Source organism: Caulobacter sp. 17J65-9 (genome assembly GCF_010975005.1).
Lineage (GTDB): Bacteria > Pseudomonadota > Alphaproteobacteria > Caulobacterales > Caulobacteraceae > 17J80-11.
In genome coordinates, this window is record NZ_JAAIVC010000148.1 from 1 (window position 1) to 9,766 (window position 9,766).

At 72.5% G+C, this 9,766-nt stretch carries 8 protein-coding genes and 1 tRNA gene; 4 read left to right on the forward strand and 5 right to left on the reverse strand.

Annotated elements, in window-relative coordinates; all coding sequences use genetic code 11:
• Nucleotides 1-93: 93 nt before the first annotated feature.
• The gene (locus G3573_RS17270; protein WP_163262877.1) at nt 94-597 is read right to left on the reverse strand and encodes a helix-turn-helix domain-containing protein; all 504 of its coding nucleotides are present in this window, start codon (nt 595-597) and stop codon (nt 94-96) included.
• A 72-nt stretch (nt 598-669) separates the two neighbouring features.
• Between G3573_RS17270 and G3573_RS17275 the strand changes: the two genes are divergently transcribed.
• Both G3573_RS17275 and G3573_RS17280 read left to right on the forward strand, forming a co-directional pair.
• Complete coding sequence (locus G3573_RS17275) at nt 670-1,455, forward strand: SDR family oxidoreductase (protein ID WP_163262879.1); 786 nt, start codon at nt 670-672, stop codon at nt 1,453-1,455.
• A 7-nt stretch (nt 1,456-1,462) separates the two neighbouring features.
• The gene (locus G3573_RS17280; protein ID WP_163262881.1) at nt 1,463-1,630 is read left to right on the forward strand and encodes a hypothetical protein; all 168 of its coding nucleotides are present in this window, start codon (nt 1,463-1,465) and stop codon (nt 1,628-1,630) included.
• 9 nt (nt 1,631-1,639) lie between these two features.
• On the opposite strand, the gene G3573_RS17285 is transcribed toward G3573_RS17280, so the two are convergent.
• From G3573_RS17285 to G3573_RS17300, 4 genes are all read right to left on the reverse strand, one after another.
• The gene (locus G3573_RS17285) at nt 1,640-2,989 is read right to left on the reverse strand and encodes an HlyD family type I secretion periplasmic adaptor subunit (RefSeq protein WP_163262883.1); all 1,350 of its coding nucleotides are present in this window, start codon (nt 2,987-2,989) and stop codon (nt 1,640-1,642) included.
• Nucleotides 2,990-2,991: 2 nt separating this feature from the next.
• Entirely contained in the window at nt 2,992-4,755 is a 1,764-nt protein-coding gene (locus G3573_RS17290; RefSeq protein WP_346427409.1) for a type I secretion system permease/ATPase, read from the reverse strand.
• Between the two features lie 275 nt (nt 4,756-5,030).
• Nucleotides 5,031-5,107 (reverse strand) — tRNA-Arg (locus G3573_RS17295).
• A 197-nt stretch (nt 5,108-5,304) separates the two neighbouring features.
• The gene (locus tag G3573_RS17300; RefSeq protein WP_163262885.1) at nt 5,305-5,865 is read right to left on the reverse strand and encodes an NAD(P)H-dependent oxidoreductase; all 561 of its coding nucleotides are present in this window, start codon (nt 5,863-5,865) and stop codon (nt 5,305-5,307) included.
• Between the two features lie 154 nt (nt 5,866-6,019).
• Between G3573_RS17300 and G3573_RS17305 the strand changes: the two genes are divergently transcribed.
• A complete protein-coding gene (locus G3573_RS17305; protein ID WP_163262887.1) occupies nt 6,020-7,951 on the forward strand; it encodes a PAS domain-containing sensor histidine kinase in 1,932 nt (643 codons plus the stop codon).
• 103 nt (nt 7,952-8,054) lie between these two features.
• A partial coding sequence (locus G3573_RS17310; RefSeq protein WP_163262889.1) for a helicase-related protein occupies nt 8,055-9,766 on the forward strand: 1,712 nt, incomplete at its 3' end.

The following is a 9,766-nucleotide window of genomic DNA, read 5'->3' on the forward strand; positions in this document are numbered from 1 at the left end:
GCAATGGGCCGGCCAGGGCGCGCCGCTCGCCCGCGCCCTGCCGGCCGGCGAGCTGGTCCGCACCCTGGCCGAGGAACTCGCCGCCGCGCGCGGTTAGCCCTGCCCCTTGAAGCTCCGGAGCCGGCCCTCGCGTTCGCGCGCGTAGGCCGGCGTCCGCTCGGCGGTCAGCTCCCCATCCGACAGCGGCCGCCCGCAGGTCTCGCATAGCGGCCCCAGCCCCGCGGGGCCGCCGCAGGCGTCGTGGGTGAACTCCACCGCCCGCGCCTCGCCCGGCGCCTTGCACCAGGTCTCGCCCCAGGCGCGCAAGGCCAGCAGCACCGGGAAGAGGGCCCGGCCCTTCTCGGTGAGGTGATACTCGTGACGCAGCGGGCGTTGGCTGTAGGGCCGCCGCTCGATCAGGCCGTCGGCCTCCATCTGCTTCAGGCGCGCGGCGGCCATCTGCGGGGTCGCTTCGGTCCCGGCCTGGATCTCGTCGAACCGGCGCGCCCCCATGAACAGTTCACGCAGGACCAGGACCGTCCAGCGGTCCCCGACCAGGTCTTCCGCGCGAGCGACCGGACAGAGCGTCGGCGCGCGTTTCGTCGCTTTCTTTTCCATAGCCGCTCGCCCCTATGATTTTCATATCCATATGGCGCGTCATCGTGCCGGGGGCAACGAAAGGAACCGACCATGAGCGACAAACCCGCGGTGCTGATCACCGGCGCCTCCACCGGCATCGGCGCGGTCTACGCCGACCGCTTCGCCCGGCGCGGCCACGACCTGGTGCTGGTCGCGCGCGACCAGGCCCGGCTGGAGACCCTGGCCGAGCGCCTGGGCCGCGAGACCGGCGTCGCCATCGACGTCCTGCGCGCCGACCTGGCCGACGCCGCCGACCTGGCGAAGGTCGAGGACCGGCTGCGCGAGGACGCCCGCATCGGCGTGCTGGTCAACAACGCCGGCGCCAGCCTGCCCGGCGGCTTCCTCGACCAAAGCCCCGAGGCCGTGGCCGGGCTGCTGGCGCTCAACGTCACCGCCCTGGCCCGCCTGACCGCCGCGGTCGCCCCGCGCTTCGCCGCCGAAGGGCGGGGCGCGATCGTGAACCTGGGCTCGGTCATCGGCCTGGCCCCGGAGATGGGCGCGAGCGTCTACGGCGCGACCAAGGCCTTCGTGCTGTTCCTGTCCCAGAGCCTGCAGACCGAGCTCGGGCCCAAGGGCGTCTACGTCCAGGCCGTGCTGCCCGCCGCCACCCGCACCGAGATCTGGGCGCGGGCCGGCAAGGACGTGAACGCCCTGCCCGCGGTCATGGAGGTCGACGAGCTGGTCGACGCGGCCCTGGTCGGCTTCGACCGGCGCGAGCCGGTCACCATTCCGCCCCTGCCGGACGCGGCCCAGTGGGCGGCTTCCGAGGCCGCGCGCCAGGCCCTGCTGCCCGGCTTCGCCAACGCCCGCGCCGCCGAACGTTATCGGCAGGCTTGAGGCGCTCGTGCCGGTCCTGAACGCACTCTTGAGGCGCCTGACGCTGATCGCCCGCGTCGGCGCCGCCGGCCTGACGGTCTCCGGCCTGGCCGTGCTCGAGGTCGCCCGTCCTCAGGCGACGCCCTGCCCGATCACCGCGCCCGGGCCCAGGCGGCGTGGCGAGGACGACGCCTAGGCGCCGGCCTCACGTCTCCCGGAACGACCGCCACATGGTCTGCTCCAGCGGCTCCAGGAGATACTGAAGCGCCGTCCGCTTCCTGAGCGCGACAACGACCTGGACCGGCAGGCCGGGCTTCAGGCCGGTGTCGCCGCCCCGCCGTTCGGCCAGGGCGGCCAGCTGCGCCGGCGGCACCGCCACCTCGGCGCGGAAATAGCGGACGCCGGTGCGTTCGTCGGTGAAGCTGTCGGCGGACAGCCGGGTCAGGCGGCCGGTGATCTTGGGGAGGTCGCGCTGGTGGAAGGACGGGAAGCGCACCTCGGCCGGCTGGCCGACGCGCAGGCCGTCGGCGTCGTTGGGCGACACCCGCGCCTCGACCACCAGCGGCGCGCCGCGGGGCACGATCTCCATCAGGGCCTGGCCGGGCTGGACCACGCCGCCGACGGTGAAGACGCTTAAGCCGACCACGTCGCCGGCCACCGGCGCGCGCACCTGGGCGCGGGCCAGCTGCTCGCGCGCGGCGCTCAGGCGCGGCTCCACTTCGTTCAGCTGCTCTTCGCCGCGGCGCAACTGGTCGACCACCTCTTCCAGCGACTGGCGCTCCAGCGAGACCATCTGCATGCGGGTCTCGCCGATCGCCTCGCGGGCGCGGGCGGTGTCCGCGCGCAATGCGCCGTCCTCGCCCCGCAGGCCGGCGGCCGAGCGCTCCAGGGCGCGCACCCGGGTCTTGGGCGCATAGCCGCGCTGCTCCAGCGAGCGCATGCCGTCCAGCTCTTCGAGGACCAGGCGCTGCTGCTCGCTGTTGGCGTCGAGCTGACGGCCCTGGCCCTGGATCTGCTGTTCCAGCTGGCCGACCCTCTGGGCGAGGACGCCGCGCTGCGAGGCCATGGCCTGGCGGTGCGCGGTGAACTGCATGCGTTCCAGGCGCAGGGCCTGATCCGCCAGCTCACGGTCCTCGGCCGGCAGGGCGGCGAACTCGGGCGGCGGGGCGAGGGCGGCGAGACCGTCGCGTTCGGCGATCAGGCGCGCGCGCTGGGCTTTCAGCGACAGGACCTGACTGGTCAGGGCCCGCTCGGTCGCGCGCAGCTCGCCGGCGGCGACCTCGATCAGCACCTGGCCTTGCGCGACCCGGTCGCCCTCCTTGACCCGCAGCGCGGTGATCACGCCGCCTTCGCGATGCTGCACAGCCTGGCGATTGCCCGAGACGGCGACGACGCCCTGCGCGTGCGCGCCCGCGTCGAGCGGGGCGAAGGCGGCCCAACCCAGGAAACCCACGAAGAACGCGCCGGCCAGCGCGCCGCCGATGCGCGTCTCGACGCCGGCGTCGTCGCGGAACGGCTCCACTCGGGCGACGGACGTTTGAGAAACCAGGGTCATGCTCAGCTCGCCGCCTTGAGGCGCTTGGTTTCGGGCCGCGGCGCGGGTGTGGCCTCGGGCGCGGCGAGCCTGGCTGTGACCTCCGCCCGCGGGCCGGACATCTCGACGACGCCGTCGCGCAGGACCACCAGCCGGTCGGCCATGGCCAACACACCGGTGCGATGGGCCACGATCAACACCGCGGCGCCGCGCGCCTTCAGCTGGCGCATGGCGTTCAGCAGGGCGGCCTCGCCCTCGCCGTCGAGGTTGGAGTTGGGCTCGTCCAGCACGACGAGCACCGGATCGCGGAAGAGCGCGCGAGCCAGGGCCACCCGCTGGGCCTGGCCGCCGGACAGGCCGCGACCGGCCGGGCCGAGGGCGGTGTCGTAGCCCTGCGGCAGGCGCAGAATCATCTCGTGCGCGCCGGCCGCCATGGCCGCGGCGACCACGTCGGCGTCGATGGTCGCGGCCTCGGCGCCCGTCCAACCGGCGAAGCGTGAAATGTTGTCGCGAACCGTACCGGCGAACAGGGCGCTGTCCTGGGGCAGGTAGCCGACGTGGGCGGCCAGGCGGTCGCCGCCCCAGTCCTTCACGTCGGCGCCGCCGACCCGCACGACGCCGTGGTCGGGTGAGAGGGCGCCCGCCGCGATCCGCGCCAGGGTGGTCTTGCCCGCGCCGCTGGGGCCGACCAGGCCGACGATCTCGCCGGGCCGCACGGCCAGGGCGACGTTCTTCAGCAGGAACTGCTCGGCGCCCGCGCGCACGGTTACGCTCTCGACCTGCAGCAGCCCCTTGGGGGCAGGCAGGGCGGTCGCGCGGACCTCGGGCGGCGACTGCTCGAACAGCTCCACCAGGGTGCGCAGGGCGGCGCGGCCCTGGACGATGCCGGCCCAGGCCCCGACCACCTGCTCGACCGGTTGCAGCGCCCGGCTGAGCAGGACCGAGGCGGCCATGACCGCGCCGCCGGAGATCTGGCCCTCGACGGCGAGATAGGCGCCGGCGCCCAGCGCCAGCGATTGAAGCGTCAGGCGCAGGAACTTGATCGCGCCGGAATACTGGCCGCCCAGGAACTGCGCGCCGGCTTGGAGCGTCGTGGCGTTCTGGCGCTCGGCCAGTTGGCGGCCGACCATGGCCTGGCGCATGCCCAGCGCGCGCACCACGTCGGCCGAGGCGCCGACCGCCTCCTGGGCGGCGTAGGCGGCGGCGGCGGCCTGACCGGCCGCCTGCAGCTTGGACTTGGTCCCGCGCTCGTTGAGCACCGCCAGGGTCAGCAGCAGCGCGCCGCCGACCAGGGTGAGCGCGCCCAGCAGCGGGTGCAAAAAGAAGCACAGCAGCAGGTAGATCGGCGTCCAGGGCGTATCCATCAGCGCCAGCACGCCCGGTCCGGACAGCACTTGCCGGCAGGCGTCGAGGTCGCGCATGGCCTGGCCCGCGCGCGGCGCCCCCGGCCCCATCCGGCGCGCCATCACCCGGCCGAGCACCTCGCCGGCGAGCAGACGGTCCAGCCGCAGGCCCGCGCGGATCAGCAGGCGCGAACGCATCGCGTCCAGCCCAGCCAGGGTTCCCAGCGCGAAGACGATGACGACCGTGAGGAAGACCAGGGTCATCTCGCCGCCGGTCGGGATCACCCGGTCGTAGACCTGCATCATGTACAGGGTCGGCGCGAGGTAGAGGACGTTGACCAGGGCGCTGAACACGCCGGCGGTCAGAAGGTGGCGCTTGCAGGCGCGAAGGGCGCCGGCCAGCGGCTCTGGCGCGCCTTGAACCGGACCGTCCCGCCGAAACACAGCTTGCCCCCCGTACGCGCGCCGCCGGGGCGGAACCGTTCGCGACCCGAAATCAAAGTCCAGCGCCGAACGACGGGCTCGGCCACGGAAGCGATCAAAGCCGGCGCCCCGCTCAGCCGGGGCCGTCCCGACGCCCCCGATTTGGCGCAGGACACGCGGCCGCGCTTCCTCCGTTCGGAGGAGAACAGGGGCGGATCGCCGGCTTGGCCAACCCCGGCGCGCGACCGGACGAATCCAGGCCAAACCGCCGGTGTCGTTGAGATTTCTGGAGAGCGTGGCGGCCCCGGCAGGACTCGAACCTGCGACCTTCGCTTTAGGAAAGCGCTGCTCTATCCGGCTGAGCTACGGAGCCACGCGCCTCAGATAGCCGCCGACGCGGCGCAAGGAAAGGGCGTCCGGCGCGCGCGGCTGGGGGCGGGACGGGTTTGTGGCCGAGCTCGAATCATCTACCATTAGTAGTAGGGAACAAAGACTGAATCGGGCGATGTCGCTGATTCGGTCATGATTCGTTTCGCCGCTGTTCGGGGCGCCTGGCGCACCTTGTTAAGCTCAGGCGGCGAGCTGCTTCTCCACCCACCCCGCGAACGCGTCCATGAACGCCTGCAGGAATTTGCGGGTGTCGTCGTTGTTCACCCGGCCCGCCTCGTCGAACAGCTTGTGAGCCCCGCCGACATAGGCTTCCGGCTGCTGCAGCGGCCGCACGTCCAGGAACACCAGGGACTGGCGCAGGTGATGGTTGGCCCCGAAGCCGCCGATCGCGCCGGGCGAGGCGCTGATCACGGCGCCCGGCTTGCCGGCCCAGGCGCTGTGGCCGTAAGGGCGTGAGCCGACGTCGATGGCGTTCTTCAGCACGCCGGGGACCGAGCGGTTGTACTCGGGCGTCACGAACAGCACCGCCTCGGCCCGGCCGATCCGCTCGCGGAAGGCCCGCCAGGCGGGCGGCGGATCCTCATCGAGATCGGCGTTGTAGAGCGGCAGGTCGCCGATCGGGACGATCTCCAGCTTCAGGCTCGCCGGCGCGAGCTCCTGCAGGGCGTGGGCGAGCTTCAGGTTCAGCGAGCCCTTGCGCAGGCTGCCGACCAGGACGGCGACGTCGCGGGGCGAGCTCATTCGGTTGTTCTCGAAAGCGAATCCCGAGGGCGAGAACAGAGGTCGCCGCGCGTTGTTTCATTCCGAGAGCGGAAAACCATCCTTTCATGATTGCCGGTGCAGACTGATCCGAACGGCCGCCTCAGAAGGAGCGGACCGGTGCGGGGATCGACGGTTGGACGAAGCGCCACTCCAGGTTCGCGGCGGCCTGTTTCTGGGCATAGCCGAAGCCAGCCAGAACGCTCTGGCCGTGCTTCGGCGCGACGGCCGCGTGACCTTCATGAACCGGCGCGGGCTGGACTTGCTGCAGGCCGGCGAGCTGGCCGTGACCCGCGGCCACAGCTGGCATTCGCTCTGGCCGGCCGAGCACGCCGCCGCCGCCCAGCACGCGGTTGAGACCGCGGCCGCCGGCCAGACCAAGAGCTTCCGCGTGTTCCTGGCCGCCGAGGCTGGCGCGCCGCGCTGGTGGGACACGGTGGTGTCGCCGGTCTTCGACCGGGCCGGCCGGGTGATCAGGGTCCTGACCCAGTCGCGCGACGTCACCGCCGAGATCGAGACCCAGTCCTTCCTCGACACCATCATCGACCACGTCCCGGCCGTGCTCTACGCCAAGGACGCGCGCAGCGGCCGCTACGTGCTGATGAACCAGGCCGCCGAACGCGTGTTCGGGGTCGAGCGCGACGACGTGCTGGGCCGCACCGACGCCGACCTGATGCCGGGCCGCCTGGCCGCGCTGCGCCGGCGCCTCGACCAGAGCGTGGTCCGCTCCGGCCGGGTGCATCTGGAAGAGATGGAGATCCCGGTCGCGAACGGGGCCAAGCGCCGATTCCGCGGCCGCTCGCTGGCCACCTACGGCGACGAGGGCGCGCGCCACATCATCGGCGTGGCCGAGGACGTCACCGACGAACACGCCGCGGCCGAAGCGCTGAAGGCGGCGGTCGAACACGCCGAGTCCGCCAACCGCGCCAAGAGCGAATTCCTCGCCAATATGAGCCACGAGATCCGCACGCCGCTGAACGGCGTGGTGGGCGTGGCCGACGTCCTCGCCCGCACCCAGCTCAGCCCCGCCCAGCGCGAGATGGTCGAGCTGATCCGCGCCTCCGGCGAGACGCTGGAACGCCTGCTGTCTGAGGTCCTGGACCTCGCCCGCGTCGAGTCCGGCCAGGTCGAGATCCAGGTCGAAGCCTTCCACCTGGGCGACGCCCTGCGCTCGGTCGCCGGCCTGCTGGCCCTGCGCGCCGAGGAGAAGGGCGTGGCCTTCCGCGTCGAGATCCCCGCGACCGCCGACGGCTGGGTCCTGGGCGACGCCGTACGCCTGAAGCAGATCCTGACCAACCTGCTGTCCAACGCGGTGAAGTTCACCGAGTGGGGCGAGGTTCGCCTGAAGGCGGCCTGCGACGCCGACGGCGCCTGGCGCTTCGAGGTCAGCGACACCGGCGTCGGCTTCGACGCCGCCGACAAGGAACGCGTGTTCGGCCGCTTCCAGCAGGCCGACGGCTCCATCACCCGCCGCTTCGGCGGCACGGGCCTGGGCCTGGCCATCTCGCGCCAGCTGGCCGAGCTGATGAGCGGCGACCTGGATTGCGACTCCACGCCGGGCGAAGGCTCGACATTCACCCTGCAGCTGCCGTTGGCGCAGGCCGAGGCCCCGCGCTCGGTGACCAGCGCCCAGGAGGCCTTCGAGGAGACCGCCGGGGCCGACGACCGTCCGATGCGCGTCTTGCTGGCCGACGACCACCCGACCAACCGCAAGGTGGTCGAGCTGATCCTCGATCAGGTCGGCGTCGAGATGGTCTCGGTCGAGAACGGCCAGGAGGCGCTGGACGCCTTCCGCGAGCTGCCGGCCTTCGACCTGGTGCTGATGGACATGCAGATGCCGTTCATGGACGGCCTGACCGCCACCCGCGAGATCCGCCGCTGGGAGGCCCAGCAGGGCCTGCCGCGCACGCCGATCCACATGCTCACCGCCAACGCCCTGGCCGAGCACCTGGAGGCCGGACGCGCCGCCGGCGCCGACCGTCACCTGGCCAAGCCGATCGCCGCCGACCGACTGATCGCCGCCCTGGCCGAGGCCGCCGAGATCGCCGAGGCCCGGCAGGCGGCGTGACTTGGACGGCTTGAGCGGGTCAGCGTGAACCCACGCGCCGTTTAGGGGTTTCCCCTAAGAAGCTCCGCTTGCCGCCCGACGGTCGAATCTCCACCTTGGAAGCATGAGCGATCGTTCCACCGGCGCCGCCCCTTCGCGACTGGTGGCGGTGCTCGGCCCGACCAACACCGGCAAAACCCACCTCGCGGTGGAACGCATGCTGGCGCATTCGTCGGGCATGATCGGCCTGCCGTTGCGGCTGCTGGCGCGCGAGGTCTACGACCGCATCGTCCGCGCGCGGGGGCCCCGCTCGGTCGCCCTGATCACCGGCGAAGAAAAGATCGTCCCGCCGCGGCCGCAGTATTTCGTCTGCACCGTCGAGGCCATGCCGCTGACCCGCGACGTCGACTTTCTGGCCATCGACGAGATTCAGCTGTGCGCCGACCCGGCTCGGGGCCACGTCTTCACCCAGCGCCTGCTGCACGCCCGCGGCCGTCACGAGACCATGTTCCTGGGCGCCGGCACCATCGCGCCGCTGATCCGCCACCTGCTGCCGGGCGTGGAGATCGTCACCCGCGAGCGGTTCTCGCAACTGACCTACGCCGGCCCCAAGAAGCTGACCCGCCTGCCGGCGCGCACCGCCGTGGTCGCCTTCTCCGCCGACCAGGTCTACGCCATCGCCGAACTGATCCGCCGCCAGCGCGGCGGCGCGGCCGTGGTGATGGGGTCCTTGAGCCCGCGCACCCGCAACGCCCAGGTCGAGCTCTACCAGTCCGGCGAGGTCGACTTCCTGGTGGCCACCGACGCCATCGGCATGGGCCTGAACATGGACGTCGACCACGTGGCCTTCGCGGGCCTGCGCAAGTTCGACGGCAAGCGCACCCGCTGGCTGCACGCCCAGGAGATCGCCCAGATCGCCGGCCGCGCCGGCCGTTTCCGCACCGACGGCACCTTCGGGGTCACCGGCGACTGCCCGGAGATGGACGAGGACCTGGTCGAGGCGGTCGAAGAGCACCGGTTCCAGCCGGTGGGCGGGGCCGAGTGGCGCAATTCGCGCCTGGACTTCAGCTCGCTCGGCGAACTGCTGCGCTCGCTGGTCGCCCCGCCGCCGCTCTCCGGCCTGAAGCTGTCGGAAGAGGCGCTGGACGAGACCACGCTTCGCCAGCTGGTCAAGGACGAGGACGTCGTCGCCGCCTGCCGCAATCGCGAGCGGCTACTGCGGCTGTGGGACGTCTGCCAGCTCCCCGACTTCCGCAAGGTCTCGGTCGACGAGCACGTGCGCCTGGTGCGCTCCGTGTTCGAGCACCTGACCGGCCCGCGCCAGCAGCTCTCCGACGGCTGGATCGCGCCGCAGTTCCAGGCGCTGGACCGCACCGACGGCGACATCGACGCCCTGGCGCGCCGGCTCGCCAACGTGCGCACCCTGGCCTACGTCGCCAACCGGCCGGACTGGCTGAAGTCGCCCGGCCACTGGCAGGAGAAGATGCGCGGGCTGGAGGACCGGCTGTCCGACACCCTGCACGAGCGCCTGATGCAGCGCTTCATCGACCGGCGCACCAGCGTGCTGATGCGCGCCCTGCGCGTGCGCGACGAGGTGCTGGCCGGCGTCGGCGAGGACGGCGCGGTGACGGTCGAGGGCCACTATGTCGGCGACCTGCACGGCCTGCACTTCGCCCCGGCCCAGGGCGGCTCGACGCTGGAGGACCGCGCCCTGCGCGCCGCCGCCCAGCGGGCGGTCGGGCCGGAGGTGGCGCGTCGGCTGGGCCGCATCGCGGCCGAGTCGGACGAGGCGTTCGGCCTGCTGCCCGACGGCACGCTGACCTGGCGCGGCGAGGC

Coding starts and splice junctions, on each gene's coding strand:
- G3573_RS17285 (WP_163262883.1), bottom strand. CDS start 2,989: ATGACCCTGGTTTCTCAAACGTCCGTCGCCCGAGTGGAGCCGTTCCGC.
- G3573_RS17275 (WP_163262879.1), top strand. CDS start 670: ATGAGCGACAAACCCGCGGTGCTGATCACCGGCGCCTCCACCGGCATC.
- G3573_RS17270 (WP_163262877.1), bottom strand. CDS start 597: ATGGAAAAGAAAGCGACGAAACGCGCGCCGACGCTCTGTCCGGTCGCT.
- G3573_RS17300 (WP_163262885.1), bottom strand. CDS start 5,865: ATGAGCTCGCCCCGCGACGTCGCCGTCCTGGTCGGCAGCCTGCGCAAG.